The organism is Brachybacterium subflavum, assembly GCF_009299795.1.
GTDB lineage: Bacteria > Actinomycetota > Actinomycetes > Actinomycetales > Dermabacteraceae > Brachybacterium > Brachybacterium subflavum.
Map to the genome: position 1 here is coordinate 628,467 of NZ_VIGP01000001.1, position 24,605 is coordinate 653,071.

Sequence of the window (24,605 nt, forward strand, 5' to 3'; positions counted from 1 at the left end):
CCCGGATCCGCGGCGGGCGGGCCCCGCCTCCCACCGCACTCCAGACCAGCAGCCCTCCAGAAAGGCCCAAGTCAGTGGCACTCGCAGTGCTCAGCGACCTCACCAAGGTCCGAAACATCGGCATCATGGCCCACATCGATGCCGGTAAGACCACCACGACCGAGCGCATCCTCTACTACACCGGTGTCAACTACAAGATCGGCGAGACGCACGACGGCGCCGGCACGATGGACTGGATGGAGCAGGAGAAGGAGCGCGGCATCACCATCACGTCGGCCGCGACGACCTGCTACTGGCATGACAGCCAGATCAACATCATCGACACCCCCGGTCACGTCGACTTCACCGTCGAGGTGGAGCGCTCGCTGCGCGTCCTCGACGGCGCCGTCGCCGTGTTCGACGGCAAGGAGGGCGTGGAGCCCCAGTCCGAGACGGTGTGGCGCCAGGCCGACAAGTACGACGTGCCCCGCATCTGCTTCGTCAACAAGATGGACAAGCTGGGCGCGGACTTCTTCTTCACCGTGCGCACCATCGTCGAGCGCCTCGGCGCCAAGCCGCTGGTGATGCAGGTCCCGATCGGCGCGGAGAACGACTTCCGCGGCGTCGTCGACCTCGTCGAGATGAAGGCCTACGAGTGGCCGGACACGTTCCCCGAGGACGCCCCCGAGTTCGGCAAGAAGAAGGGCGATGCGGCGCTCGGCCAGTACCAGGCCGAGGTCCCGATCCCCGCGGAGCTCCAGGACACCGTCGACGAGTACCGGGCCAAGCTCGTCGAGGACGTCGCCGAGAGCACCGAGGAGCTCATGGAGGCCTACCTCGAGGAGGGCGACCTCACCGTCGACCAGCTCAAGGCCGGCATCCGCCACCTCACGGTGAACTCCGAGGCCTACCCGGTCTTCGCCGGCTCCGCGTACAAGAACAAGGGCGTGCAGCCCATGCTCGACGCGGTCGTGGACTACCTCCCCTCGCCCCTCGACGTCCCGCCGATGGTCGGCCACGACGTCAAGGACGAGTCCAAGGAGCTCACCCGCCGGCCGTCGACCGACGAGCCCTTCTCGGCTCTGGCCTTCAAGCTCGCGACGCACCCGTTCTTCGGCACGCTCACCTACGTGCGCGTGTACTCCGGTCACGTCAAGAGCGGCGACCAGGTCATGAACTCGACCTCGGGCAAGAAGGAGCGCGTCGGGAAGCTCTTCCAGATGCACTCCAACCAGGAGAACCCCGTGGACGAGGCCTTCGCCGGCCACATCTACGCGTTCATCGGCCTGAAGGACACCACCACCGGCGACACCCTGAGCGATCTGCAGAACCCGATCGCCCTGGAGTCGATGACCTTCCCCGAGCCCGTGATCTCCGTGGCCATCGAGCCCAAGACCAAGGGCGACCAGGAGAAGCTCTCCGCGGCGCTCCAGAAGTTCCTCAAGGAGGACCCGACCTACCAGGTCGAGCTGGACGACGAGACGGGCCAGACCGTCATCCGCGGCATGGGCGAGCTGCACCTCGACATCCTCGTGGATCGCATGCGCCGCGAGTTCAAGGTCGAGGCCAACATCGGCAAGCCGCAGGTCGCGTACCGCGAGACCATCAAGCGGACGGTCGAGAAGTTCGACTACACGCACAAGAAGCAGACCGGCGGCTCCGGCCAGTTCGGCAAGGTGCAGATCACCTACGCGCCCCTCGAGGACGCGGAGGAGGGCGTGTTCTACGAGTTCGAGAACCTCGTCACCGGTGGTCGCATCCCGCGTGAGTACATCCCGTCCATCGACGCGGGCATCCAGGACGCGCTGCAGTCCGGCGTCCTCGCCGGCTACCCGGTCGTGAACGTCCGGGCGCAGCTGATCGACGGTGCGTACCACGACGTCGACTCCTCGGAGATGGCCTTCAAGATCGCCGGCTCCATGGCGACCAAGGAGGCCCTGCGCCTCGCGAACCCGGTCATCCTCGAGCCGCTCATGGCGGTCGAGGTCCGGACTCCCGAGGAGTACATGGGAGATGTCATCGGCGACCTGAACTCGCGTCGCGGGCAGGTCCAGTCGATGGAGGACGCGAGCGGGGTCAAGATCGTCCGTGCTCTCGTCCCGCTGTCGGAGATGTTCGGATACGTCGGCGACCTGCGGTCCAAGACCCAGGGTCGCGCGGTGTACTCGATGCAGTTCGACAGCTACGCGGAGGTCCCGAAGACCATCTCGGACGAGATCGTCGCGAAGACCCGGGGCGAGTGAGGCAGCGGAGGGGAGGCGGGTACACTCGATCCGCCTCTCCTCCGACCCCGCGGCGGAGACCCGCAGGCCGGGCGCCCGCCGTCCCGAACCAGTAGTACCCAGATGAGACAGTCCTAGGAGGACACCACAATGGCCAAGGCCAAGTTCGAGCGGACCAAGCCGCACGTCAACATCGGCACCATCGGTCACGTCGACCACGGCAAGACCACGCTGACCGCTGCGATCTCGAAGGTCCTGTACGACCAGTACCCGGATCTCAACCAGAAGCGGGACTTCGACCAGATCGACAACGCGCCGGAGGAGAAGCAGCGCGGCATCACGATCAACATCTCGCACATCGAGTACGAGACCGAGAAGCGCCACTACGCGCACGTCGACGCCCCCGGCCACGCCGACTACATCAAGAACATGATCACCGGTGCGGCCCAGATGGACGGCGCGATCCTCGTGGTCGCGGCGACCGACGGCCCCATGGCCCAGACCCGCGAGCACGTGCTGCTCGCCCGTCAGGTCGGCGTCCCCTACCTGCTGGTTGCGCTCAACAAGTCCGACATGGTCGACGACGAGGAGATCCTCGAGCTCGTCGAGATGGAGGTCCGTGAGCTGCTCGGCTCCCAGGAGTTCGACGAGGACGCCCCCGTCATCCGCGTGTCCGCTCTCAAGGCCCTCGAGGGCGACGAGAAGTGGGTCAAGTCCGTCCAGGACCTGATGGCGGCGGCCGACGACAACATCCCGGACCCGGTCCGCGATCTCGACAAGCCCTTCCTCATGCCCGTCGAGGACGTCTTCACCATCCAGGGCCGCGGCACCGTCGTGACCGGCAAGGTGGAGCGCGGCAAGCTGCCGATCAACTCCGAGGTCGAGATCGTCGGCATCCGCCCGGCGCAGAAGACCACGGTCACCGGCATCGAGATGTTCCACAAGCAGATGGACGAGGCGTGGGCTGGCGAGAACTGCGGCCTGCTCCTTCGCGGCACCAAGCGCGAGGACGTCGAGCGCGGCCAGGTCGTCGTGAAGCCGGGTTCGATCACCCCGCACACCAACTTCGAGGCGCAGGTCTACATCCTGTCCAAGGACGAGGGCGGCCGTCACAACCCGTTCTACTCGAACTACCGTCCGCAGTTCTACTTCCGCACCACGGACGTCACCGGCGTCATCACGCTGCCCGAGGGCACCGAGATGGTCATGCCCGGCGACAACACCGAGATGTCGGTGGAGCTCATCCAGCCCATCGCCATGGAGGACGGCCTCGGCTTCGCCATCCGCGAGGGCGGCCGCACCGTCGGCTCCGGCCGCGTCACCAAGATCATCAAGTGATGATCGCGGGCGCGAGCCCGCAGATGTGAGCCGATCCCCCGCGGGAGAGCTCGAAGGCCCCGGATCCATCCGCCGCACGGCGGAAGGGCCCGGGGCCTTCGTCATGCCCGGCCGCCTGGTGTCTCCGCAGGCGGAGCTGCGCCCGGAGCCGCCCCCACCTGACGGTCAGCGCACGCGCACGAAGGCCCGCCCACCGCGTGGTGCAGCGGTGGGCGGGCCTTCGTCGTGGGGGAGCGGTGAGCGCGACGCGCCCGGAGGAGCTCAGCGGCTCAGGGGCGCGGATCCCGGTGGGGCGCGTCGGCGCCGTCGTCGGTCTGCTCCGGATCCGCGGTCGGGGCCGACGCGGGCCTGCCGTACTGCGGCCGGGACGGGCTCGCGGCGGAGGCGCTGCGGGTGGGCGCGGGCGCCGCGGGCCTGCCGTACTGCGGGCGATCACCGGCGGACGGGGAGGTGCCGGTGGCGACCGACGCCGCGTCGTCGCTCCGGGTGCCCTCCGCGCCGTACGCGGACGAAGGGGCGGAGGAGTCCCGGAGCTGCTGGGGACCGGTGCCGCCCGCCGATCCGGTGGCGCTCTGCGCACCGTAGTCGCCGTGCGGCGGGCGTGCGGGCTGCGGGGAGCCCGCGGCGGAAGGCACGACGGGCGCGCCGTTCGCGCCGCGACCCGCGCCCTGCGGTGTGGCGGGACCGGGCGGGGTCGCGCCGGCCGCGAGCAGGATGCTGCGGGCGGCCTGTGCGTGGCTGTGCTCGACCATCAGCTCGTACTGCATGGGGATCGTCGCGGTCATCGAGGTGAAGTCGCGGTTCCCGCCCGTCGAGGCGTAGCCGATCGCCGACCAGATGGTGAAGAAGACGACGCCGAACAGCACGCCCGAGATCACCGTCTGCAGCAGATGGCCGGAGAACAGGGCGAGCAGCAGCCCGATGAACAGGCCCATCCAGACGCCGCTCAGCGCACCGTTGCGCAGCACCTTGCCCCAGGTGCGCCGTCCCGTGACCCGCTCCATGAGCTTGAGGTCGGTGCCCACGATCATGGTGTTCTCCACCGGGAACTCGGCATCCGCGAGCGCATCCACCACGGCCTGCACCTCGGCGTAGGTGCTGTACGTGCCGAGCGAGCGCGGATACTCGAGCTTGTAGAGCCGCGCCGTCAGAGGTGAGGGCTGCTGCTGAGGCTGTGTCATGGGTGCGAGCCTAGAGGACGGATCAGGGCGGCACCGAGGTATCGCCTGGACGCCCGCTGGATGCTGACGGAGCGTCGGCGCTCGAGAGCGACCGCAGCAGGCTCCGCCGCACCCGTGCCGTTACGTGTTCGTGACCGACTGGGCGCCGATCCGATCAGATCTACGCATCACCGGCATTATGATCGTGGCACGAGGCACACCGACGACGTCGTCCCGCTGCCTCGTCCCACGGTCCGACGACACCCTGTCCACTCGATGATGAAAGCAGGAGACCATGGACTCCTCCCAGGACTCTTCCGACACGATGACACCTCTCGAGCGTCTCGCGTCCTCGCGGCGCAGCTTCCTCGCGCTCGCGGGCGCGGGCGGCGGAGCGGTCGCGCTCTCCGCCTGCGCCGGCGGCGCTGGGGGAGATGACTCCTCCTCCGGCGGCGATGCGGCCGACGGCGGCGGCGACAAGACCGACGACAACCCGTTCGGCGTGAAGTCCGGGTCGAGCGTGGACGTCGTCATCTTCGACGGCGGCTACGGCGACGATTACGCGAAGGACGCCGGCAAGGCGTTCGAGAAGCTCCACGACGGCATCACCGCGAAGGTGAACTCGACTGTCAACATCCAGCCCGAGCTGCAGCCGCGGTTCGTCGGCGGCAACCCGCCCGACGTGTTCGACAACTCCGGCGCCCAGTCCATGAACATCTCGGCGCTCATCAACCAGGGCGAGCTCGCGGAGATCCAGCCGCTGCTGGATGCCAAGGGCGTGGACGGCACCGCCATCAAGGACACGCTGCTGCCCGGCTCGACCGATCCTGGCACGTATTCGGGCAAGGTCCTCGCGATGAACTACGTGTACACCGTGTACGCCCTGTGGTTCTCCCAGAAGCAGTTCGAGGACAAGGGCTGGTCGGCTCCGAAGACCTGGGACGACATGATGTCGCTCGGCGAGGAGATCAAGAAGGCCAAGGCGTACCCCTTCTCGTACGGCGGTCAGAACGCGTCGAACTACTACCAGGAACTCGCGTTGACGATGGCCATCAAGGAGGGCGGCGACGAGGTTCGCAAGAGCCTCGACTCGCTCGATGCGAAGGCCTTCGAGCAGGATGCCGTGGTCAAGGCCTTCGCCGCTCTCGAAGAGGCCGTGAAGGCGAAGTTCTTCGCACCCGGCGGCGAGGGCATCAAGCACACGCAGGCGCAGACGGACTGGGTCACCGGGAAGTCCGTCCTGTACCCCTCGGGCTCCTGGATCGAGAACGAGCAGCGCGACGTCACCCCGAAGGACTACGCGATGTCGGCCGCTCCGGTGCCGCTGCTGAGCTCGGGCGCCTCCATGCCCTACGAGGCCATCCACGGCACGGCCGGCGAGCCCTTCGTGGTGCCCGCGAAGGCGAAGAACGGAGCGGGCGGCTTGGAGTTCCTGCGTGTCATGCTCTCCAAGGAGCAGGCCACGAACTTCACGAAGCTCACCGGCTCGCCGACGGTCGTGAAGGACGCGGCGCCCTCGGACGAGGACGCCTCGACCGCTCTGCAGGCGACCCTGAAGATGATCAGCGACGCCGGCGAGAACACGTTCACCTTCAACTTCGTCGACTGGTACAACCTGGGTCCCGACACCGTCACCCAGTGGACCGAGTTCCTCTCGGGCGCGATCGGCGCGGATGAGCTGCGCGAGAAGCAGCAGAAGATGATCGACAAGGTCCGCGAGGACGACTCGATCGAGAAGTTCGACGTCAAGTGATGGTCGCTGTCCCCACATCTGCGCCGACCTCGGAGGCCCCGCGCTCCCGGGGTCGGCGTCAGAAGCTCACCCTCGAGCGCGTCATCTTCTTCGCGCTCTTCCTCGGGCTCCCGCTGCTGGTGTACGTGCTGTTCGTGGTCTCGCCCTTCGTGCAGGCGTTCTACTACTCGCTGACCGACTGGCGGGGAGTGAGCGCGGAGCAGACCTTCGTGGGCCTGAAGAACTACGTCACGCTGTTCGAGGACGAGAACTTCCGCAGGGCTCTCTGGCACAACGCGATCCTGCTGGTCGTGCTGCCGCTGGTGACGATCTCGCTCGCCTACGCGCTCGCCGTGCTCGTGACGATCGGCGGGGACAGCCGCGGCGAGGTCAAGGGGATCCGGGGCGCGAGCGTCTACCGCGTCATCAGCTTCTTCCCCTACGTGATCCCGGCTGTGGTCATCGGCATCCTGTTCGCGTTCATCTACGCGCCCGGGGGAGGGCTGCTCAACGGCCTCCTCTCGCTGATCGGCATCGACTCGCAGATCGCGTGGCTCGGCGACCCGCGCTTCGCGATGATCGCGGTGCTCGTCGCTGTGGTCTGGAACATGGTCGGCTTCTACATGGTGCTCTTCGTCGCGGCGATCAAGGCGGTCCCCTCGGAGGTCATCGAGGCCGCCCGCCTGGACGGCTGCGGGAGACTGCGCCTGTCGGTGCAGATCGTGCTGCCCATGATCCGGGAGAACGTCTCCACGGCGCTGGTCTACATGGGGATCATGGCGCTGGACCTCTTCGTCTTCATCAACGTGATGACCCCGAACGGCGGCACCTCCAAGAGCACGGAGGTCGTCGCCCGCTACCTGTACGAGACCGCCTTCCAGAAGTCGAACTTCGGCCTCGCCTCGGCGATGGGTGTGGTGATGGCCGTGTTCACCATGATCATGGCGGTCATCGTGCTGCTGGCAAGCCGGAAGAAGGACTGATGAGCACGACGCAGACGACGCAGATGACGCAGCCGGCACCTCCCGCGGACGCGGGGTCCGGCGTACCCCCGACCCGTCGGCAGAAGAGGTCGACGGGGGACAGGGTCTTCGCGGCCGTCGCCCACACGATCCTCGTGATCTGGGCCCTCATCGTCATCTTGCCCCTGATCTGGACGGTCTTCAGCTCCTTCAAGGACTCCCGCTCGATCCTCGCCTCGCCCTTCTCGCTGCCGGAGACCTGGAACTTCGACAACTTCGTGCGGGCGTGGACCACGGCCGGCATCGGCCGTTATTTCCTGAACACCGTGATCGTGGTGGGCGCCTCGCTGATCCTGGTGATGATGCTGGGGGCCATGTGCGCCTACGTGCTCGCCCGGTTCCAGTTCCCGGGGCGCAGCCTCATCTACTACGGACTCATCGCGGGACTCACCTTTCCGCTGTTCCTCGCCGTGGTGCCGCTGTTCTTCGTGCTGAAGAACATGGGGCTCCAGGGAAACTACGCGGGTCTGATCATCAGCTATGTGGGATTCGCGCTGCCCTTCACGGTCTTCTTCCTGTACGCGTTCTTCCGGCAGCTGCCCGAGGAGATCGGGGAGGCCGCGCAGATCGACGGCGCCGGGGACTTCCGCACGTTCTTCCAGGTGATGCTGCCGATGGCGAAGCCGGGACTCGTCTCGATCGCGATCTTCAACTTCCTGGGGCTGTGGAACCAGTTCCTGCTGCCGATCGTGCTGAACACCGACCCCGACAAGTACGTGCTGGCCCAGGGGCTGGCCAACATGCAGGCCCAGCAGGGCTACCAGACCGACTGGTCGGCCATGTTCGCCTCGGTCACCATCACGATCATCCCCGTGCTCGTCGTGTACGTGATCTTCCAGCGCCAGCTCCAGGGCGGCGTGGGGCCGAGTACGAACAAGTAGGCGCGTCCCGCAGCGCACGTCATGGACGGGCCGACGGTGAGGAGCCATGGCGATATCGCCACCGTTCCTCACCATCGGCCCGTCCGCGACATCGGGCCTCTCCCGCGCACCAGCAGCCGCCCGCACCTTCGCGTCCGGAGCCGCGCGCACCATCGCGCCCGACTGCGCTGCCGGCGTGCTCTCGCACTCGGGCGGATCCGCCCCGCCCTGTGCCGTGTGACTCGCTCCACCTGCCCTGCCCTCGACGGGAGGCATGCGGGATGGCAGACTGGGGGAGTTGTCTGTGCGGGCCGACATGCCCGGTTCCGTTCTCCGCTCCCGCGCTCTGCGCGACGCGGCGAATGATCACCGGATGAGGCCCAGCCCCAGGATGCGAACGGCGCCACCGCGTCGAGAGCGCATCGTGACGAGGGCGAGCACGGACCAGCCGGCAACGGTCACTCGCCCATGGGGCTTCGTCCCCTAGGGAGTGCGACACGCCCGTCCTCGGGTACCGGGGCCGACTGCATGAATGTCCAGACGAGAGAGAGACAGGACGCCATGGCGGGACAGAAGATCCGCATCAGGCTGAAGTCGTACGACCACGAGGTCATCGATAGCTCGGCGCGCAAGATCGTCGACACGGTGAGCCGTGCGGGTGCGACCGTTGTCGGCCCCGTGCCGCTGCCGACCGAGAAGAACGTGTTCTGCGTGATCCGTTCGCCCCACAAGTACAAGGACTCCCGCGAGCACTTCGAGATGCGCACGCACAAGCGTCTGATCGACATCGTCGATCCCACGCCCAAGGCCGTGGACTCGCTGATGCGCCTCGATCTGCCGGCGGACGTCAACATCGAGATCAAGCTCTGAGGCAGGCCGATATGAGCAACGAACTGACAGGGCAGGCTGCCCGCGCCGTCGCCGGCGTGCTCGGCACCAAGCTCGGCATGACGCAGGTCTGGGACGAGAACGGCAAGCTCGTGCCGGTCACCGTCGTCCAGACCGACTCCAACGTCGTCACCCAGGTGCGCTCCGTGGAGAACGACGGCTACGACGCGGTCCAGATCGCGTACGGCCAGATCGATCCCCGCAAGGTGAGCAAGCCGCTCAAGGGCCACTTCGAGAAGGCCGGCGTGACCCCGCGCCGTCACCTCGCGGAGCTGCGCACCTCCGACGCCGCGGACTACACCGTGGGCCAGGAGCTCGACGCCTCCGTGTTCGAGGCCGGCCAGAAGGTCGACATCGTCGGCACCACCAAGGGCAAGGGCACCGCGGGCGTCATGAAGCGCCACGGGTTCGCCGGTGTCAGCGCCTCCCACGGTGCGCACCGCAACCACCGCAAGCCCGGCTCGATCGGCGGCGCCTCCACTCCTGGTCGCGTGTTCAAGGGCCTGCGCATGGCCGGCCGCATGGGCAACGTCCGCACCAGTGTCCAGAACCTGACCGTGCATGCGGTCGACGTCGAGAAGGGCCTCGTGCTCGTCAAGGGTGCCGTCCCCGGCCCCAAGGGCGGTCTCGTGCTGGTCCGCTCGGCCGTCAAGAGCCCCGTGAAGGAGGCCTGAGCCCGATGGCAGAGAACCTGACCGTCGACGTCCTCGACCCGGCCGGGAAGAAGTCCGGCACGGCCGAGCTCCCCGCGTCGATCTTCGACGTGCAGACCAACGTCCCGCTCATCCACCAGGTCGTCGTCGCCCAGCTCGCGGCCGCCCGTCAGGGCACGCACAAGGCGAAGACCCGCGGTGAGGTGGCCGGCGGCGGCAAGAAGCCGTACAAGCAGAAGGGCACCGGCCGCGCTCGTCAGGGCTCGATCCGCGCTCCTCAGTTCGCCGGCGGCGGCATCGTCCACGGGCCGGTCCCGCGCGACTACAGCCAGCGCACCCCCAAGAAGATGAAGGCCGCCGCGCTGCGCGGTGCCCTCTCGGACCGGGCGCGCAACGGCCGCGTCCACGTCCTGAGCTCGCTGCTCGAGGGCGACGCGCCCTCGACGAAGGCCGCCCGCACCGCGCTGGGCCGCATCTCCGAGCGCGAGCACGTCCTCGTCGTGATCCGTCGCGATGACGAGCTGGGCGCCCTGAGCACCCGCAACCTGCCCACGGCGCATGTCCTGTTCGCCGACCAGCTGAACACCTACGACGTCATGCTGAGCGACGACGTCGTGTTCACCTCCGGCGGTCTCGAGGACTTCGTCGCGCGCGCCACCCTGTCCCTGCCCACGTCCTCCTTCGCCGCGGCGAAGAACGCGGGCGTCGAGGAGGAGTCCAAGTGACCACGCTGAACAAGGACCCGCGGGACATCGTCCTGGCCCCGATCGTCTCCGAGAAGAGCTACGGGCTGATGGACGAGGGCAAGTACACCTTCGAGGTGGACCCCCGCGCCAACAAGACCGAGATCAAGATCGCGATCGAGAAGATCTTCGACGTGAAGGTCGCCTCGGTGAACACGATCAACCGCCAGGGCAAGGCGCGCCGCACCCGCTACGGGACCGGCAAGCGCAAGGACACCAAGCGCGCTGTCATCACCCTGACCGACGGAACCATCGACATCTTCGGAGGGTCGGTCGCCTGAGCGACCGATCGCCGAGGATCCGAAGAGAGTCAGAGGGAAACCCACCATGGGAATTCGCAAGCACAAGCCGACCACGCCGGGCCGTCGCGGCTCGAGCGTCGCCGACTTCGTCGAGATCACTCGCAGTGAGCCCGAGAAGTCGCTGGTCCGCCCGCTCTCCAAGAGCGGCGGCCGCAACTCCAACGGCCGCGTCACCTCGCGTCACCGCGGCGGTGGCCACAAGCGCGCGTACCGCGTGATCGACTTCCGCCGCGCCGACAAGGACGGCGTGAACGCCAAGGTCGCCCACATCGAGTACGACCCCAACCGCACCGCTCGCATCGCACTCCTGCACTACGCGGACGGCGACAAGCGCTACATCCTCGCACCCGCGAAGCTCCGTCAGGGCGACTGGGTCGAGAACGGCGCGGGCGCGGACATCAAGCCGGGCAACAACCTGCCCCTGCGCAACATCCCGCTGGGCACCGTGGTGCACGCCATCGAGCTGCGCCCCGGCGGCGGCGCGAAGATCGCCCGCTCGGCCGGCGCCTCCGTGCAGCTGGTCGCCAAGGAGGGCCGCTTCGCGCAGCTGCGCATGCCCTCCGGCGAGATCCGCAACGTCGATGCGGACTGCCGCGCGACCATCGGCGAGGTCGGCAATGCCGAGCAGTCGAACATCAACTGGGGCAAGGCCGGCCGCATGCGCTGGAAGGGCAAGCGCCCGCACGTGCGCGGCGTGGTCATGAACCCGGTCGACCACCCGCACGGCGGCGGCGAGGGCCGCACCTCCGGCGGTCGTCACCCGGTGTCGCCCTGGGGTCAGCCCGAGGGCCGCACCCGGCGTCCGAACAAGGAGAGCGAGAAGCTCATCGTCCGTCGTCGCCGCACGGGCAAGAAGCGCTGATAGGGAGCCAGAAGTATGCCTCGCAGTATTGCCAAGGGCCCGTTCATCGACGACCACCTTCAGAAGAAGGTCGACGTCGCCAACGAGAAGGGCACCAAGAACGTCATCAAGACCTGGTCGCGTCGTTCGGTCATCACACCGGACTTCCTCGGCCACACCTTCGCAGTGCATGACGGCCGCAAGCACGTCACGGTGTTCGTCACCGAGTCGATGGTGGGCCACAAGCTCGGCGAGTTCGCCCCCACGCGGACTTTCAAGGGCCACGAGAAGGACGACCGGAAGGGCCGTCGTCGCTGACGCGAGTCAGTGACGGCAGCACTTCTCTCGAAGAGAGGACAGCAATGGAAGCCAAGGCGCAGGTGCGGTATCTCCGCATGTCGCCCATGAAGGCCCGGCGCGTTGTGGACCTGATTCGTGGCAAGAGCACGGTGGAGGCTCAGGACATCCTGCGGTTCGCACCGCAGGTGGCCTCCGAGCCCGTCCTGAAGCTCGTGCAGTCCGCGATCGCCAACGCCCGGGTGAAGGCCGATCAGGCGGGGGAGCGTTTCGACGAGCAGGATCTCGTCGTCTCCGCCGCGTACGTCGACGAGGGTCCGACCATGAAGCGGTTCCAGCCGCGAGCTCAGGGTCGTGCCTTCCAGATCAAGAAGCGCACCAGCCACGTCACCGTGGTGGTCGCTCCCGTGAACAAGTAAGGAGTCCCGTATGGGCCAGAAGGTCAATCCCAATGGGTTCCGCCTCGGGATCACCACGGAGCACACCAGCCGGTGGTTCGCCGACTCCACCAAGGAGGGGCAGCGGTACCGCGACTACGTGAAGGAAGACGTCGCGATCCGCAAGCTCATGTCCAAGGGTCTCGAGCGTGCCGGCATCTCCAAGGTCGAGATCGAGCGCACCCGTGATCGTGTCCGCGTCGACCTGCACACCGCCCGCCCGGGCATCGTGATCGGGCGCCGCGGTGCGGAGGCCGAGCGCCTCCGCGGCGAGCTCGAGAAGCTCACCGGCAAGCAGATCCAGCTGAACATCCTCGAGGTCAAGAACCCCGAGGCCGACTCGCAGCTGGTCGCGCAGGGCATCGCCGAGCAGCTCGCCGCTCGCGTGTCCTTCCGCCGTGCGATGCGCAAGGGCATGCAGTCCGCGCAGCGCGCCGGCGCCAAGGGCATCCGCGTGGCGGTCTCCGGCCGCCTCGGCGGCGCCGAGATGAGCCGCAGCGAGTTCTACCGCGAGGGTCGCGTGCCTCTGCACACCCTCCGCGCGAACATCGACTACGGCTTCTACGAGGCCCGCACCGCCTTCGGCCGTATCGGCGTGAAGGTGTGGATCTACAAGGGCGACGTCACCGCCAAGGAGCTCGCGGCCCAGCAGGCCGCCTCGCAGGGTCCCCGCTCCGGTCGGGGCCCGCGTGCCGAGCGTCCGCGCGGCCGTCGCAACGAGCGCAACGCCGCCGCCCGTCAGCAGCGTCCCGAGCAGGCCGAGCAGGCCGCTCCCGCCGCCGCCGAGCAGAGCGCTGCGCCCGCTGAGTCCGGAACGGAGGCCTGAGGGACATGCTGATCCCCCGCAGGACCAAGCACCGCAAGCAGCACCACCCCACCCGCAGCGGCATGTCCAAGGGCGGCAACGATCTCGCGTTCGGCGAGTACGGCATCCAGGCGCTCGCGCCGGCGTACGTCACCAACCGCCAGATCGAGGCCGCACGTATCGCCATGACCCGCTACATGAAGCGCGGCGGCAAGGTGTTCATCAACATCTACCCCGATCGACCGCTCACCAAGAAGCCTGCCGAGGTCCGCATGGGCTCGGGCAAGGGCTCCGTGGAGTGGTGGGTCGCCAACGTCAAGCCGGGGCGCGTCATGTTCGAGGTCGCCGGTGTGTCCGATGAGGTGGCTCGTGAGGCGCTGCGCCTGGCAGCTCACAAGCTTCCGATGAAGTGCCGCATCCTGAGCCGAGAGGGTGGTGACATCTGATGGCAGCGACCAAGCTCACCGCCGAGGAGCTCGACAAGCTGGACGACCAGAAGCTGGCCGACGAGCTGTCGAAGGCCAAGGACGAGCTGTTCAAGCTCCGCTTCCAGTCCGCGACCGGCCAGCTGGAGAGCTCCGGCCGCCTGCGGTCCGTCAAGAAGGACATCGCGCGGATCTACACGATCCTGCGTGAGCGCGAGCTGGGGATCCGCCAGGCCCCGACCGCCGAGTGACCGCGAAGCGAGGAGAACACATGAACGACAACGTCCACGAGGACGCAGCCGTCGAGGGGCACCACGCCTCCTCGCACGACCGTCCCTATCGCAAGACCCTGCGCGGGTACGTCGTCTCCGACAAGATGGACAAGACCATCGTCGTCGAGGTCGAGGAGCGCGTGAAGCACTCCCTGTACGGCAAGGTCATGACCAAGACCAAGAAGTTCAAGGCGCACGACGAGGAGAACACCGCCGGCATCGGCGACCAGGTCCTCCTCATGGAGACGCGCCCGCTCTCGGCGTCGAAGCACTGGCGCCTGGTCGAGATCATCGAGAAGGCCAAGTGATCCGTCGATCCTCGTGATCGTCGGCGCCCCGCGCCGCTGAGGCCGGCCGCCCCCACCCGGGGGCGGCCGGCCTCTCGCATGTCCGGGGGCGGCCGCGGACCATCCGCAGCCCCTGCGGAGCACCCCGAGAAGCCGGCGGATGTGAAGCGCGACACGCCGGGTGAGACATTCGCGTATGCACTGGTCAACCCCCGGTTTCGAGCATTGGTCCAGGTCATGGAGCTGACATCGGGCTCGAAACCTGTTTTCCTGGTGCGCCGTGCCCGCCCCTCGGGATCTCCGACGGCTCTTCGCCGGACATCACCCGGGGCACGAGGAAGGAAGCGTCGACCGCTCTCTCGGCAGAGCGACGACCCCTCGGCACCGCAGCCCCACGAAGGCAGGTCCATGTCCTCTTCAGAGCCCTCATCTCTGTCCGGCGCCGAGTCCACGCTCGGTGCCGACCCCCAGCTCGACCCCGAGACCGGTGCGCCGCCCGAGGCCCGGTCGGAGGGCGACCGTCCGGGCGGATCGCGCCGCCCGGGCCGTCGGCTCCTCGGACGCAAGCCTGAGCAGCCGCGCCTCGAGGTCGACGACGTGCTCGTCGTCAAGGGCTCCAAGGTGCGCACCGCGATCGGCGGCACCGTGGTCGGCAACGTCATGGAGTGGTTCGACTTCGGCGTCTACGGCTACATGACGCTGATGCTCTCCGAGCTGTTCTTCCACACGGGCAGCAAGTCGCTCGACACCATCCTCACCCTCCTGGGCTTCGCCGTGAGCTTCCTGGTGCGTCCCTTCGGCGGCCTCGTGCTCGGACCGCTCGGCGACAAGATCGGCCGCCAGAAGGTCCTCTTCTTCACGATGGCGATGATGGCGATCGCGACCGCCCTCATCGGCGTGCTGCCCACCCACGCGCAGATCGGCATCTGGGCCGCCTTCCTCCTCTACGCCCTCAAGCTCGTCCAGGGCTTCTCGACGGGCGGCGAGTACGCGGGCGCCACGACGTACGTCTCGGAGTACGCGCCCGACAAGAAGCGCGGCTTCTACGCCTCCCTGCTCGACGTGGGCTCGTACTTCGGGTTCGCGCTGGGAGCGGGCTCGGTGGCCCTCACCCACCTCATCACCTCGTCGATCTGGGGCCCCGACGCCATGCTGGCCTGGGGGTGGCGCGTGCCGTTCCTCATCGCGATCCCGCTGGGCGCCGTCGCCATCTGGTTCCGTGCCCGCATCCCCGAGACGCCCGCCTTCGAGGCCACCGAGGCCGAGCAGGAGGCCGAGGCCGAGCAGTCCCACGAGGACGCGAGCTCGGTGCACGCCCGCAAGGGTCCGATCGGCATCATCCGCTACCACTGGCGCGAGCTGCTGATCGCGGTCGCGATCGTGGCGGCGACGAACACCGCCGGCTACGCGCTCACGAGCTACATGCCCACCTACCTGGGCACCCAGTTCGGGTACAACGAGATGACGAGCGCCGCGACCACGATCCCCGCGCTGCTCATCCTGTGCGTGATGATCCCGTTCGCCGGGAAGGCGTCCGACCGCTTCGGCCGCCGCGCCGTCTACTTCACGGGCTCCGCGACCGCGGTGCTGCTGATGCTCCCGGCGTTCTGGCTCATGCACCAGAGCTCGTTCCTGGAGATCCAGATCGCCATGGTGATCGTCGCTCTGCCCGTGGCCATGTTCATCGGGCCGTCGGCCGCGGCGCTGCCGGCGCTGTTCCCGACGGCCGCCCGCTACGGCGCGATGGGCATCGCCTACAACATCTCGGTGTCCCTGTTCGGCGGCACCACCCCGGTGATCTCCCAGACGCTGATCAAGTGGACGGGCAACAGCTACATGCCCGCCCTCTGGATCATGTTCTTCGGTCTGGTCGCCGGCATCGCCGTGATCTTCATGCGCGAGAGCGCGAAGCGTCCGCTGCTCGGCTCCTTCCCCTCGGTCGAGTCCGAGGAGGAGGCGCGGGAGCTCGTCGCCCACCAGGACGAGAACCCGCTGCTGGACACCTCGGAGATGCCCATCGTGGTCGATCCCGAGATGGAGGCGGAGATCGAGGCCGCGATGGATGTCCCCGGTGCGGGGCTCCCGTTGGACGCGGACGCGGAACTCGAGGGCGATGACCGCGACGGCAGCGGCGCCCCGGGCGCGGATCGTGTGGGGGCCGGTTCCTGACGCATCCGGTGCCCGACGCCCCGTGAAGGACGCGGGGGAGCGACCCACGCGATCATGGGCCCGGCCGACGAACGCCCGTCGACCGGGCCCATCGGCGTCCCCGCGCCCTGGGCACATGAGCAAGGACACAGAGCCGCCGTCGGCCCTGCCCTTCCACCGGACCCCGCGCAGCGCCTACACTTGAACGGTTGCTGATCTCGTGCACGCCCTCGGGCGCGCACGGAGGATGCGGACCGCAGCGTCCATCCCCCGTCGGAGACCGCGCACCATCGGCTCCTCGTGAGCCCCGGGTGTGTCCGAGTCCGCCGGAGGGTTTTTTGATGCCCGCCGTGCTCCGCACCGCGCTCCGGCCCCGAGGCCGGGGATGCGGGCAACGGTCCATATCCGTTCCGCAAGGCTGGCTCCCCCGTCCCGGGTGGCGAGAACCGGCGAGACGACAGGAGTACTGAGTGATTCAGCAGGAGTCGCGACTGAAGGTCGCCGACAACACGGGTGCGAAGGAGATCCTCTGCATCCGCGTTCTCGGTGGCTCCGGTCGCCGTTACGCAAGCATCGGCGACACCATCGTGGCGACCGTCAAGGACGCCATCCCCGGTGGCAACGTCAAGAAGGGCGATGTCGTCAAGGCCGTCGTCGTGCGCACCACCAAGGAGCGCCGCCGCGCCGACGGTTCCTACATCCGTTTCGATGAGAATGCCGCCGTGATCCTCAAGACGGACGGCGAGCCGCGAGGCACGCGCATCTTCGGCCCCGTGGGCCGCGAGCTGCGCGACAAGCGGTTCATGAAGATCATCTCGCTGGCGCCGGAGGTGCTGTGACATGGCAGGCATGAAGATCAAGAAGGGTGACCTGGTCCAGGTCATCACCGGCCGCACGAGCGATGGCGACAAGGCCGCCAAGCGCGGGCTCGAGCCGGGCGACAAGGGCAAGCAGGGCCGTGTGCTCGAGGTGTTCACCGACACGCAGCGCGTGCTGGTGGAGGGCGTCAACCGCCGCACCCACCACCTGCGTCCGACCCAGCAGGGCGGCGCCGGTGGCATCGAGCAGCGCGAGGCTCCGATCCACGTGTCGAACGTGGCGCTCGTCGACCCCGAGGACAACCGTCCCACCAAGGTCGGCTACCGCGTGGAGACCCTCGAGCTCGAGAACGGCCGCACCAAGCAGGTCCGTGTGCGCTACGCCAAGCGCTCCGGGAAGGACATCTGATGAGCACCGTGACGACCGAGGCGCCCACCCCGCGCCTGAAGAGCACCTACCGTGACGACATCAAGGCCAAGCTCACCGAGCAGTTCGGCTACGAGAACGTCATGCTGGTCCCCGGCCTGACCAAGATCGTCGTGAACATGGGCGTCGGCGACGCCGCTCGCGACTCGAAGGTGATCGACGGCGCGATCCGCGACCTCGCCACCATCACCGGTCAGAAGCCCCAGGTGACCAAGGCCCGCAAGTCCATCGCCCAGTTCAAGCTGCGCGAGGGCATGCCGATCGGCGCCCACGTGACGCTGCGCGGCGACCGCATGTGGGAGTTCCTGGACCGTCTGCTGTCCACCGCGCTGCCCCGCATCCGCGACTTCCGCGGTCTGTCGGCCAAGCAGTTCGACGGCAGCGGCAACTACACCTTCGGTCTCACGGAGCAGGTCATGTTCCATGAGATCGACCAGGACGAGATCGACCGCGTCCGCGGCATGGACATCACGGTCGTGACCACCGCGAAGACCGACGACGAGGGACGCGCCCTGCTCAAGCTGCTCGGCTTCCCCTTCAAGGAGAACTGACATGGCAAAGACAGCGCTGATCAAGAAGCAGGAGCGCAAGCCGAAGTTCGGCGTGCGCGCCTACACCCGGTGCCAGCGGTGCGGTCGTCCGCACTCGGTGTACCGCAAGTTCGGGCTCTGCCGCGTGTGCCTGCGCGAGATGGCTCACCGCGGTGAGCTCCCCGGCGTCACGAAGAGCAGCTGGTAAGGACTATCACCACAGGTCCTGCGAAGAGCGCCACGGCGCCGCGGCAGGAAACCAGGTGAGGAAGAAGCACTAAGACATGACCATGACCGACCCGATCGCGGACATGCTGACGCGTGTCAGGAACGCCTCCGGCGCCTACCACGACTCCGTCACCATGCCGTACTCGAAGCTGAAGAGCGGCATCGCGAACATCCTGAAGTCCGAGGGGTACATCCTCGGCTGGCACGAGGAAGAGGCCGAGGTGGGCAAGAACCTCGTTCTCGAGCTCAAGTACGGCCAGAGCCGCGAGCGCGCCATCTCCGGCGTCCGTCGCATCTCGAAGCCGGGCCTTCGCGTGTACGCCAAGTCCACCAATCTGCCCAAGGTCCTCGGCGGCCTGGGCGTGGCGATCCTGTCCACGTCCTCCGGCCTCCTGACCGACAAGCAGGCTGCCAAGAAGGGTGTGGGTGGGGAAGTCCTCGCCTACATCTGGTGAGCGGGAGAGGAGCACACCGAAATGTCCCGCATCGGATTCCGACCGGTCCCCGTGCCGGCAGCCGTCCAGAACGTCACCATCGATGGCCGCACCGTCACGGCGACGGGTCCTAAGGGCGAGCTCTCGCACACCGTGCCTGAGCCCCTGACCATCGAGCGCAACGACGCCGGCGAGCTCGTCGTGCGCCGTCCCGACGACGAGCAGGAGAACCGTGCGCTGCACGGTCTCACCCGCACGCTCGTCAACAACATCCTCCTCGGCGTGACCGAGGGGTATGAGAAGAAGCTGGAGATCGTGGGCACGGGCTACCGTGTGACCGCGAAGGGCACCGACCTCGAGTTCGCGCTCGGCTTCTCCCACCCCGTCATCGTGAAGGCTCCCCAGGGGATCTCCTTCTCCGTCGAGTCGCCCACCAAGTTCGCGGTGGCCGGCATCGACAAGCAGCAGGTGGGCCAGGTCGCAGCGAAGATCCGCGGTATCCGCCCGCCCGAGCCGTACAAGGGCAAGGGCGTGCGCTACGCGGACGAGGTCGTGCTGCGCAAGGCCGGAAAGGCTGGTAAGTGATCATGGGTTACGCAGAGAAGCACACGACCGGCTCCCGCGGCAGCCGGCTGCGCGCCCGCGGCCGTCGCCACCTGCGCGTGCGCCGCCGCATCGTCGGCTCCGCCGAGCGCCCCCGTCTGGTGGTCACCCGCTCGCAGCGCCACATGTTCGTCCAGGTCGTGGACGACGCCAAGGGCATCACCCTGGCATCGGCCTCCACCATGGAGCAGGACCTGCGCGGGGCCGAGGGCACCAAGTCGGACAAGGCCCGCACCGTCGGGACCCTCGTCGCCGAGCGCGCCAAGGCCGCCGGCATCGACGCGGTCGTCTTCGACCGCGGTGGCAACAAGTACCACGGCCGCGTGGCCGCCGTCGCGGACGGCGCTCGCGAGGCCGGCCTGGCACTGTGATCGCCCCCCGGACACAGGACGAGAAGAGGAACTGATATGGCTGCACAGCAGCGGAACAGCGGTCCCGCGGCCTCCGGCCGTCGGGGCGAGAACTCCAACAACGATTCGCGCAGCGGCGGCAACGACCGCGGGCGCGGTGGGCGTCGCGGCGAGGGCCGCGGCCGCCAGCAGGACGCGGAGAAGTCCGCGTTCCTCGAGCGCGTGGTGAACATCAACCGCGTCTCGAAGGTCGTCAAGGGCGGCCGCCGCTTCTCCTTCACCGCTCTCGTGGTGGTGGGCGATGGCGACGGCACCGTCGGCGTCGGCTACGGCAAGGCCAAGGAGGTCCCCTCGGCGATCTCCAAGGGTGTCGAGGAGGCGAAGAAGAACTTCTTCCGCGTCCCCCGCATCCAGGGCACCGTCGTGCACCAGGTCCAGGGCCACGACGCCGCGGGCACCGTCCTGCTGCGTCCCGCCGCCCCCGGCACCGGTGTGATCGCCGGCGGCCCGGTCCGCGCCGTCCTCGAGTGCGCGGGAGTGAACGACGTGCTCTCGAAGTCGCTCGGGTCGAGCAACCAGATCAACATCGTGCGTGCGACCATCGACGCGCTCAAGCAGCTCGAGGAGCCGGAGGCCGTCGCGGCCCGTCGCGGTCTCCCGGTCGAGGACGTCGTCCCCGCCCCGCTGCTGCGCGCCCAGGCCGCAGGCCGCGCCGCCGCTCGCGAGGCCAAGGCCTCCGAGAAGGTGGGTGCGTGATGCAGCTGAAGGTGACCCAGACCCGATCCCTCATCGGCGAGAACCAGATCCAGCGTGCGACCCTGCGCGGCCTCGGCCTCAAGCGCATCGGTGACACGGTGGTGAAGGAGGACCGCCCTGAGATCCGCGGCATGATCCGCGCCGTCACCCACCTGGTGACGGTCGAAGAGGTGGACTGACACATGACTGATTCGCAGAACCCGATGAAGCTCCACGACCTGCGCCCCGCGCCCGGTTCCAAGACCGCGCGCACCCGCGTCGGCCGTGGTGAGGCCTCGAAGGGCAAGACCGCCGGCCGCGGCACCAAGGGCACCAAGGCCCGCTACCAGGTGCCCGCGGGCTTCGAGGGCGGCCAGATGCCCCTGCACATGCGGCTCCCGAAGCTGCGCGGCTTCACCAACCCCTTCCGCGTCGAGTACCAGGTCGTGAACCTGGCGACCCTGTCCGAGCTGTTCCCCGAGGGCGGCACGGTCACGGTCGAGGAGCTCGTCGCCAAGGGCGCCGTGCGCAAGAACCAGCCCGTGAAGGTGCTGGGGACGGGCGACGTGAGCGTGAAGCTCGACGTCACCGCGCAGAAGTTCTCCGCCTCGGCGGAGCAGAAGATCACGGCGGCTGGCGGGACGGCCCGCACCGCGTGAGCGCGCTCGCGCTTCTTTGACGGGGCGCCGCAGGGGGAAATACTCTTCCTGCGGTGCCCTGTCGGCATGTCCGGGCCCCATCGACGGGCCCCTGAGAAGGGAGTCACGTGAACGCGTTCGTCCGAGCGTTTCGCACCCCCGAGCTGCGGGCGAAGATCTTCTTCACCCTGGCTCTGATGGCGATCTACCGGCTCGGTGTCTTCGTGCCCACCCCCGGGTTCGACTACACCAACGTCACCGCGTGCGCCGAGCAGGCCTCCACGGGCAGCGGCAGCGTCCTGGGGATGGTGAACCTGTTCTCGGGCGGCGCGCTGCTGCAGATGTCGGTGTTCTCCCTGGGAGTCATGCCCTACATCACCGCCTCGATCATCATCCAGCTGCTGCGCGTGGTGATCCCTCGGTTCGAGGAGCTGCACAAGGAGGGCCAGGCGGGCACCGCCAAGCTCACCCAGTACACGCGCTACCTCACCATCGGCCTCGCCGTGCTGCAGGCCACCACGATCATCACCATGGTGCGCACCGGCAGCTTCTTCGCCGGCTGCAACCTCCAGGTGATCCCCGACCAGGCGATCCTGACGCTGGTCCTGATGGTGCTCACGATGACCGTCGGCACCGTGCTGATCATGTGGATGGGCGAGCTCATCACCGAGCGCGGCATCGGCAACGGCATGTCCCTGCTGATCTTCACCTCGATCGCCGCGGCGTTCCCGTCCTCCATGGGCCAGATCTGGCAGCTGCAGGGCTGGATGACCTTCTCGCTGATCATCCTCGTCGCGCTCCTCGTGATGGTGGGCGTCGTCTTCGTGGAGCAGTCCCAGCGCCGCATCCCCGTCCAGTACGCCAAGCGCATGGTGGGTCGGCGCATGTACGGCGGCACCTCCACCTACATCCCGGTGAAGGTCAACCAGGCCGGCGTGATCCCGGTGATCTTCGCGAGCTCCATCCTCGCCCTCCCGCAGCTGATCTCCTCGTTCGGGGACCCGTCGGCCGGATGGGTGCAGTGGGTCAACGCCCACCTCGTGATGGGCGCGACCTTCTCCTGGATCTACGCGACGGTCTACGTGGCGCTCATCGTCTTCTTCGCGTTCTTCTACACCTCGATCACCTTCAACGCGGAGGAGATCGCGGACAACATGAAGAAGTACGGCGGTTTCGTGCCGGGCGTGCGCGCGGGCAAGCCCACGGAGCGGTACCTGCAGTACGTCATCAACCGCATCCAGACCCCGGGCGCCGTCTACCTCGCGGTGATCTCCCTGATCCCGCTGTTCGCGCTCGTCTACCTGGGCGCGAACCAGAACTTCCCGCTCGGCGGCGCGTCCCTGCTCATCATCATCGGCGTCGGCCTCGACACCGTGAAGCAGGTCGACGCGAAGCTCCAGCAGCACCACTACGAAGGGATCCTCCGATGACCGATCAGCCCACCACGAGCGCGCAGGGCTCCTCCCCGGAGTCGTCGGCCGCCGCGGCCGGCGCCCGCCGCCTGCTGATCATCGGCGCCCCCGGTGCGGGCAAGGGCACCCAGGCCGGTCGGATCGCCGACGCCCTCGGCATCCCGGCGATCTCCACGGGCGACATCTTCCGCGCGAACGTCTCCCAGGAGACCGAGCTCGGCCGGCTCGCGAAGTCGTACATGGACAAGGGCGAGTACGTCCCCGACTCCGTCACCAACGACATGGTCCGCTCCCGCCTCGCGGAGGACGACGCGAGCCGGGGCTTCCTGCTCGACGGCTACCCCCGCACCCTGGACCAGGTCGAGGCGCTCGACGGCATCCTCGCGGCGGGCGACGGAGGCGTGGACGCCGTGCTCATGCTCGAGGTCGACTACGACGCCGTCATCCAGCGCCTCGTCGCGCGCGGCGCCGAGCAGGGACGCTCCGACGACACCGAGGAGACCATCCGCCACCGACTCGAGGTCTACGCGGAGCAGACGACGCCGCTCGTCGACGTCTACGAGCGCCGCGGCATCCTGCACCGCGTCAACGGCATGCGCTCCATCGACGAGGTCACCGAGGAGCTGCTGAGCGTCCTCGGCGCACGCTGAGTCCGCGCACCGGAGCCGGGTCGACCCGATGAGCCTGCTGCGCCGCGAACGCCCCGAGATCAAGACCCCGGAGCAGATCGCCCTCATGCGGCGCAGCGGACTGCTGCTCTCGCGCGTGCACGACATGCTCGCCGACCACGTCCGGCCCGGCGTCACCACCGGCGAGCTCGACCGCCTCGCCGAGGAGATGATCCGCGACGAGGGTGCGCTGCCGAACTTCAAGGGATACCAGGGCTACCCGGCCACCGTGTGCATCAGCGTGAACGAGGTGATCGTCCACGGCATCCCGGGCGCGCAGGTGCTCCAGGAGGGCGACCTGGTCTCGATCGACGGCGGCTGCATCGTCGAGGGCTGGCACTCCGACGCCGCCCGGACCCATGTGGTCGGGGAGTTCCGCTCCGCGGCGGACCGGCACCTCGTCGAGGTGACCCGCGAGGCCCTCTGGCAGGGCATCGTCGCTCTCGCGAGCGCGCGCCGGGTCGGCGAGATCGGCGCCGCCATCGAGGACCACGTGGACGCCGAGGCGCTCGGCGAGCTCAGCCATCTCGAGGAGTTCGGCGGCCACGGCATCGGCACGGCCATGCACCAGGCCCCCGACGTCATGAACTTCCGCACCCGCGACCGTGGCCCGAAGATCGTCCCCGGGATGTGCCTCGCGATCGAGCCGATGCTCGTCCAGGGCCCGGCGGAGTGGGAGATGCTCGCCGACGACTGGACGGTGCGCGCGACCGGGGGCGGCCGCGCCGCCCATGTCGAGCACTCGACCGCGGTCACCGAGCAGGGGCTCGTGGTGCTCACCGCGGCCGACGGCGGGGCCTCCGAGCTCGCCGCCCGCGGGGTGGCCGCCGCGCCGGACCCGCTCGGGAGCTGACCCGGACCTGCGAGGGGCCGGCCCCGCGCCCGCGGCGTGACGGGGTTCATCCCCTCCGCCTCTCGGTCCTGCGCGACTTCGACGGTAGGATGGTCGATCGGGTGTGCTCCGTTCGCGTTCGGGCGCGCCCAGGCGCCTCTCACCGGAACCGGGTCCGCCCGGCCCGTGTGCGATGCGCCCGGAGACCGACGCGAAACCCCGCCCCGCGACCGCGGCGGCGAGGAGATAGGGGAGGCATGGCCAAGAAGGACGGCGTGATCGAGGTCGAAGGCACGGTCAAGGAGGCGCTCGCCAACGCGCGTTTCCGGGTCGAGCTGGACAACGGGCACAAGGTGCTTGCGCACATCTCCGGGAAGATGCGGCAGCACTACATCCGCATCCTGCCCGAGGACCGCGTGGTCGTCGAGCTCAGCCCCTATGACCTCGACAAGGGCCGCATCGTCTACCGCTACAAGTGATCCCGGCGCCGCGCACCCGTGCGCGGTCCGCCGGGTGGGG

General features: G+C 68.3%; 32 protein-coding genes. 31 read left to right on the forward strand and 1 reads right to left on the reverse strand.

Features of this window, described 5'->3' with window-relative positions; translation table 11 throughout:
• The first annotated feature begins 74 nt into the window (after positions 1–74).
• Together fusA and tuf are read left to right on the forward strand one after the other, a co-directional pair.
• Positions 75–2,222, forward strand: coding sequence for an elongation factor G (fusA, locus tag FHG10_RS02705; protein WP_152351772.1), 2,148 nt, complete (start codon positions 75–77; stop codon positions 2,220–2,222).
• Between the two features lie 129 nt (positions 2,223–2,351).
• The gene (tuf, locus tag FHG10_RS02710) at positions 2,352–3,539 is read left to right on the forward strand and encodes an elongation factor Tu (protein WP_152351773.1); all 1,188 of its coding nucleotides are present in this window, start codon (positions 2,352–2,354) and stop codon (positions 3,537–3,539) included.
• A gap of 269 nt (positions 3,540–3,808) precedes the next feature.
• Here the strand turns inward: tuf and FHG10_RS17880 are convergent, their stop codons facing one another.
• Positions 3,809–4,720, reverse strand: a complete 912-nt coding sequence (locus FHG10_RS17880) for a general stress protein (RefSeq protein ID WP_193636172.1) — start codon at positions 4,718–4,720, stop codon at positions 3,809–3,811.
• A 274-nt stretch (positions 4,721–4,994) separates the two neighbouring features.
• Here FHG10_RS17880 and ngcE point away from each other — a divergent pair, with 274 nt between their 5' ends.
• The 29 genes from ngcE (at position 4,995) to infA (ending at position 24,565) form a co-directional block, all read left to right on the forward strand.
• Positions 4,995–6,452, forward strand: coding sequence for an N-acetylglucosamine/diacetylchitobiose ABC transporter substrate-binding protein (gene ngcE, locus FHG10_RS02720; protein WP_152351774.1), 1,458 nt, complete (start codon positions 4,995–4,997; stop codon positions 6,450–6,452).
• On the forward strand, positions 6,452–7,414 hold the full coding sequence (locus FHG10_RS02725; RefSeq protein WP_152351775.1) for a carbohydrate ABC transporter permease: 963 nt from the start codon (positions 6,452–6,454) through the stop codon (positions 7,412–7,414). The genes ngcE and FHG10_RS02725 overlap by 1 nt, the downstream gene beginning before the upstream one ends.
• 23 nt (positions 7,415–7,437) lie before the next feature.
• Positions 7,438–8,334, forward strand: a complete 897-nt coding sequence (locus FHG10_RS02730; RefSeq protein WP_406565148.1) for a carbohydrate ABC transporter permease — start codon at positions 7,438–7,440, stop codon at positions 8,332–8,334.
• A 540-nt stretch (positions 8,335–8,874) separates the two neighbouring features.
• On the forward strand, positions 8,875–9,183 hold the full coding sequence (gene rpsJ / locus FHG10_RS02735; RefSeq protein WP_050668652.1) for a 30S ribosomal protein S10: 309 nt from the start codon (positions 8,875–8,877) through the stop codon (positions 9,181–9,183).
• 11 nt (positions 9,184–9,194) lie between these two features.
• Positions 9,195–9,875 (forward strand): 50S ribosomal protein L3, encoded by a 681-nt coding sequence (gene rplC / locus FHG10_RS02740; protein ID WP_152351777.1) that lies wholly within the window; start codon positions 9,195–9,197, stop codon positions 9,873–9,875.
• 5 nt (positions 9,876–9,880) lie between these two features.
• Positions 9,881–10,579, forward strand: coding sequence for a 50S ribosomal protein L4 (gene rplD / locus FHG10_RS02745; RefSeq protein WP_152351778.1), 699 nt, complete (start codon positions 9,881–9,883; stop codon positions 10,577–10,579).
• Positions 10,576–10,878 carry a 50S ribosomal protein L23 gene (rplW, locus tag FHG10_RS02750; RefSeq protein WP_152351779.1) on the forward strand — a complete coding sequence of 101 codons (303 nt, stop codon included), beginning with the start codon at positions 10,576–10,578 and terminating at the stop codon, positions 10,876–10,878. The genes rplD and rplW overlap by 4 nt, the downstream gene beginning before the upstream one ends.
• A gap of 46 nt (positions 10,879–10,924) precedes the next feature.
• Positions 10,925–11,761: a 50S ribosomal protein L2 gene (gene rplB, locus FHG10_RS02755; RefSeq protein ID WP_152351780.1), complete on the forward strand. Its 837-nt coding sequence runs from the start codon at positions 10,925–10,927 to the stop codon at positions 11,759–11,761.
• Between the two features lie 15 nt (positions 11,762–11,776).
• The gene (rpsS, locus tag FHG10_RS02760) at positions 11,777–12,058 is read left to right on the forward strand and encodes a 30S ribosomal protein S19 (protein ID WP_152351781.1); all 282 of its coding nucleotides are present in this window, start codon (positions 11,777–11,779) and stop codon (positions 12,056–12,058) included.
• A 44-nt stretch (positions 12,059–12,102) separates the two neighbouring features.
• Complete coding sequence (gene rplV / locus FHG10_RS02765) at positions 12,103–12,456, forward strand: 50S ribosomal protein L22 (RefSeq protein ID WP_152351782.1); 354 nt, start codon at positions 12,103–12,105, stop codon at positions 12,454–12,456.
• Between the two features lie 10 nt (positions 12,457–12,466).
• Positions 12,467–13,300, forward strand: coding sequence for a 30S ribosomal protein S3 (gene rpsC / locus FHG10_RS02770; RefSeq protein ID WP_152351783.1), 834 nt, complete (start codon positions 12,467–12,469; stop codon positions 13,298–13,300).
• 5 nt (positions 13,301–13,305) lie between these two features.
• A complete protein-coding gene (rplP, locus tag FHG10_RS02775) occupies positions 13,306–13,725 on the forward strand; it encodes a 50S ribosomal protein L16 (RefSeq protein WP_152351784.1) in 420 nt (139 codons plus the stop codon).
• Positions 13,725–13,955 (forward strand): 50S ribosomal protein L29, encoded by a 231-nt coding sequence (gene rpmC, locus FHG10_RS02780; RefSeq protein WP_152351785.1) that lies wholly within the window; start codon positions 13,725–13,727, stop codon positions 13,953–13,955. The genes rplP and rpmC overlap by 1 nt, the downstream gene beginning before the upstream one ends.
• 20 nt (positions 13,956–13,975) lie before the next feature.
• Positions 13,976–14,284, forward strand: coding sequence for a 30S ribosomal protein S17 (gene rpsQ / locus FHG10_RS02785; protein ID WP_152351786.1), 309 nt, complete (start codon positions 13,976–13,978; stop codon positions 14,282–14,284).
• Positions 14,285–14,671: 387 nt separating this feature from the next.
• Positions 14,672–16,432 carry an MFS transporter gene (locus FHG10_RS02790; protein WP_227487992.1) on the forward strand — a complete coding sequence of 587 codons (1,761 nt, stop codon included), beginning with the start codon at positions 14,672–14,674 and terminating at the stop codon, positions 16,430–16,432.
• Between the two features lie 449 nt (positions 16,433–16,881).
• Positions 16,882–17,250, forward strand: coding sequence for a 50S ribosomal protein L14 (rplN, locus tag FHG10_RS02795; protein ID WP_152351787.1), 369 nt, complete (start codon positions 16,882–16,884; stop codon positions 17,248–17,250).
• Position 17,251: 1 nt separating this feature from the next.
• A complete protein-coding gene (gene rplX / locus FHG10_RS02800; RefSeq protein WP_152351788.1) occupies positions 17,252–17,638 on the forward strand; it encodes a 50S ribosomal protein L24 in 387 nt (128 codons plus the stop codon).
• Positions 17,638–18,207: a 50S ribosomal protein L5 gene (gene rplE / locus FHG10_RS02805; protein ID WP_152351789.1), complete on the forward strand. Its 570-nt coding sequence runs from the start codon at positions 17,638–17,640 to the stop codon at positions 18,205–18,207. The genes rplX and rplE overlap by 1 nt, the downstream gene beginning before the upstream one ends.
• 1 nt (position 18,208) lies before the next feature.
• A complete protein-coding gene (locus FHG10_RS02810) occupies positions 18,209–18,394 on the forward strand; it encodes a type Z 30S ribosomal protein S14 (protein WP_152351790.1) in 186 nt (61 codons plus the stop codon).
• A gap of 76 nt (positions 18,395–18,470) precedes the next feature.
• On the forward strand, positions 18,471–18,869 hold the full coding sequence (gene rpsH, locus FHG10_RS02815; protein WP_152351791.1) for a 30S ribosomal protein S8: 399 nt from the start codon (positions 18,471–18,473) through the stop codon (positions 18,867–18,869).
• A 21-nt stretch (positions 18,870–18,890) separates the two neighbouring features.
• Positions 18,891–19,433 (forward strand): 50S ribosomal protein L6, encoded by a 543-nt coding sequence (gene rplF / locus FHG10_RS02820; RefSeq protein WP_152351792.1) that lies wholly within the window; start codon positions 18,891–18,893, stop codon positions 19,431–19,433.
• A 2-nt stretch (positions 19,434–19,435) separates the two neighbouring features.
• Positions 19,436–19,822 (forward strand): 50S ribosomal protein L18, encoded by a 387-nt coding sequence (gene rplR, locus FHG10_RS02825; protein ID WP_152351793.1) that lies wholly within the window; start codon positions 19,436–19,438, stop codon positions 19,820–19,822.
• Positions 19,823–19,858: 36 nt separating this feature from the next.
• Positions 19,859–20,557, forward strand: a complete 699-nt coding sequence (rpsE, locus tag FHG10_RS02830; protein WP_152351794.1) for a 30S ribosomal protein S5 — start codon at positions 19,859–19,861, stop codon at positions 20,555–20,557.
• Positions 20,554–20,736 carry a 50S ribosomal protein L30 gene (rpmD, locus tag FHG10_RS02835; RefSeq protein ID WP_152351795.1) on the forward strand — a complete coding sequence of 61 codons (183 nt, stop codon included), beginning with the start codon at positions 20,554–20,556 and terminating at the stop codon, positions 20,734–20,736. Before rpsE ends, rpmD begins: the two co-directional genes overlap by 4 nt.
• 3 nt (positions 20,737–20,739) lie before the next feature.
• Positions 20,740–21,195 carry a 50S ribosomal protein L15 gene (gene rplO, locus FHG10_RS02840; protein WP_152351796.1) on the forward strand — a complete coding sequence of 152 codons (456 nt, stop codon included), beginning with the start codon at positions 20,740–20,742 and terminating at the stop codon, positions 21,193–21,195.
• Positions 21,196–21,302: 107 nt separating this feature from the next.
• Entirely contained in the window at positions 21,303–22,604 is a 1,302-nt protein-coding gene (gene secY, locus FHG10_RS02845; RefSeq protein WP_152351797.1) for a preprotein translocase subunit SecY, read from the forward strand.
• Positions 22,601–23,236 (forward strand): adenylate kinase, encoded by a 636-nt coding sequence (locus FHG10_RS02850; RefSeq protein ID WP_152351798.1) that lies wholly within the window; start codon positions 22,601–22,603, stop codon positions 23,234–23,236. Before secY ends, FHG10_RS02850 begins: the two co-directional genes overlap by 4 nt.
• 28 nt (positions 23,237–23,264) lie before the next feature.
• Entirely contained in the window at positions 23,265–24,107 is an 843-nt protein-coding gene (gene map, locus FHG10_RS02855) for a type I methionyl aminopeptidase (RefSeq protein ID WP_152351799.1), read from the forward strand.
• 236 nt (positions 24,108–24,343) lie between these two features.
• Positions 24,344–24,565, forward strand: a complete 222-nt coding sequence (gene infA, locus FHG10_RS02860) for a translation initiation factor IF-1 (protein ID WP_109274698.1) — start codon at positions 24,344–24,346, stop codon at positions 24,563–24,565.
• The last annotated feature ends 40 nt before the right edge of the window (positions 24,566–24,605 follow it).

Excerpts from the sequence above, each read along its gene's own strand:
- tuf (WP_152351773.1), top strand. The coding sequence starts at position 2,352 with ATGGCCAAGGCCAAGTTCGAGCGGACCAAGCCGCACGTCAACATCGGC.
- FHG10_RS17880 (WP_193636172.1), bottom strand. The coding sequence starts at position 4,720 with ATGACACAGCCTCAGCAGCAGCCCTCACCTCTGACGGCGCGGCTCTAC.
- ngcE (WP_152351774.1), top strand. The coding sequence starts at position 4,995 with ATGGACTCCTCCCAGGACTCTTCCGACACGATGACACCTCTCGAGCGT.
- FHG10_RS02725 (WP_152351775.1), top strand. The coding sequence starts at position 6,452 with ATGGTCGCTGTCCCCACATCTGCGCCGACCTCGGAGGCCCCGCGCTCC.
- FHG10_RS02730 (WP_406565148.1), top strand. The coding sequence starts at position 7,438 with ATGACGCAGCCGGCACCTCCCGCGGACGCGGGGTCCGGCGTACCCCCG.
- rpsJ (WP_050668652.1), top strand. The coding sequence starts at position 8,875 with ATGGCGGGACAGAAGATCCGCATCAGGCTGAAGTCGTACGACCACGAG.
- rplC (WP_152351777.1), top strand. The coding sequence starts at position 9,195 with ATGAGCAACGAACTGACAGGGCAGGCTGCCCGCGCCGTCGCCGGCGTG.
- rplD (WP_152351778.1), top strand. The coding sequence starts at position 9,881 with ATGGCAGAGAACCTGACCGTCGACGTCCTCGACCCGGCCGGGAAGAAG.
- rplB (WP_152351780.1), top strand. The coding sequence starts at position 10,925 with ATGGGAATTCGCAAGCACAAGCCGACCACGCCGGGCCGTCGCGGCTCG.
- rpsS (WP_152351781.1), top strand. The coding sequence starts at position 11,777 with ATGCCTCGCAGTATTGCCAAGGGCCCGTTCATCGACGACCACCTTCAG.
- rplV (WP_152351782.1), top strand. The coding sequence starts at position 12,103 with ATGGAAGCCAAGGCGCAGGTGCGGTATCTCCGCATGTCGCCCATGAAG.
- rpsC (WP_152351783.1), top strand. The coding sequence starts at position 12,467 with ATGGGCCAGAAGGTCAATCCCAATGGGTTCCGCCTCGGGATCACCACG.
- rplP (WP_152351784.1), top strand. The coding sequence starts at position 13,306 with ATGCTGATCCCCCGCAGGACCAAGCACCGCAAGCAGCACCACCCCACC.
- rpmC (WP_152351785.1), top strand. The coding sequence starts at position 13,725 with ATGGCAGCGACCAAGCTCACCGCCGAGGAGCTCGACAAGCTGGACGAC.
- rpsQ (WP_152351786.1), top strand. The coding sequence starts at position 13,976 with ATGAACGACAACGTCCACGAGGACGCAGCCGTCGAGGGGCACCACGCC.
- FHG10_RS02790 (WP_227487992.1), top strand. The coding sequence starts at position 14,672 with ATGTCCTCTTCAGAGCCCTCATCTCTGTCCGGCGCCGAGTCCACGCTC.
- rplX (WP_152351788.1), top strand. The coding sequence starts at position 17,252 with ATGGCAGGCATGAAGATCAAGAAGGGTGACCTGGTCCAGGTCATCACC.
- rplE (WP_152351789.1), top strand. The coding sequence starts at position 17,638 with ATGAGCACCGTGACGACCGAGGCGCCCACCCCGCGCCTGAAGAGCACC.
- FHG10_RS02810 (WP_152351790.1), top strand. The coding sequence starts at position 18,209 with ATGGCAAAGACAGCGCTGATCAAGAAGCAGGAGCGCAAGCCGAAGTTC.
- rpsH (WP_152351791.1), top strand. The coding sequence starts at position 18,471 with ATGACCATGACCGACCCGATCGCGGACATGCTGACGCGTGTCAGGAAC.
- rplF (WP_152351792.1), top strand. The coding sequence starts at position 18,891 with ATGTCCCGCATCGGATTCCGACCGGTCCCCGTGCCGGCAGCCGTCCAG.
- rplR (WP_152351793.1), top strand. The coding sequence starts at position 19,436 with ATGGGTTACGCAGAGAAGCACACGACCGGCTCCCGCGGCAGCCGGCTG.
- rpsE (WP_152351794.1), top strand. The coding sequence starts at position 19,859 with ATGGCTGCACAGCAGCGGAACAGCGGTCCCGCGGCCTCCGGCCGTCGG.
- rplO (WP_152351796.1), top strand. The coding sequence starts at position 20,740 with ATGACTGATTCGCAGAACCCGATGAAGCTCCACGACCTGCGCCCCGCG.
- FHG10_RS02850 (WP_152351798.1), top strand. The coding sequence starts at position 22,601 with ATGACCGATCAGCCCACCACGAGCGCGCAGGGCTCCTCCCCGGAGTCG.
- map (WP_152351799.1), top strand. The coding sequence starts at position 23,265 with ATGAGCCTGCTGCGCCGCGAACGCCCCGAGATCAAGACCCCGGAGCAG.
- infA (WP_109274698.1), top strand. The coding sequence starts at position 24,344 with ATGGCCAAGAAGGACGGCGTGATCGAGGTCGAAGGCACGGTCAAGGAG.